Source organism: Pseudomonas sp. SIMBA_067, assembly GCF_046534675.1.
GTDB lineage: Bacteria > Pseudomonadota > Gammaproteobacteria > Pseudomonadales > Pseudomonadaceae > Aquipseudomonas > Aquipseudomonas putida.
Genome location: NZ_JAWRYH010001306.1, coordinates 1 through 237 on the forward strand (window position 1 = coordinate 1; position 237 = coordinate 237).

The 237-nt window shown below is 57.4% G+C and carries 1 protein-coding gene; it reads left to right on the forward strand.

The genetic code is table 11. The features are described 5' to 3' along the window. Window positions 1–237, forward strand: a 237-nt coding sequence (locus SB765_RS33550) for a ferritin-like domain-containing protein (RefSeq protein ID WP_410933024.1), incomplete at both ends; no start/stop codon positions are given.

A 237-nucleotide genomic window follows, 5' to 3' on the forward strand; every position in this document is an offset into this window, starting at 1 on the left:
TACTTCATGGCCAGCGGCATCAAGGCCAGTGTGGCGGCCAGCGAGTTTCTGGAGCATGCCAACCAGGAAGCCGAGCATGCCGACAAACTGGCGGAGCGCATCGTGCAGCTGGGCGGGGAGCCAGATTTCAACCCGGATAACCTGAGCAAGAATTCCCATGCCCAATATGTCGCGGGTAATTCATTGAAGGAGATGGTGCTGGAGGATCTGGTGGCGGAGCGAATTGCCATTGATAGC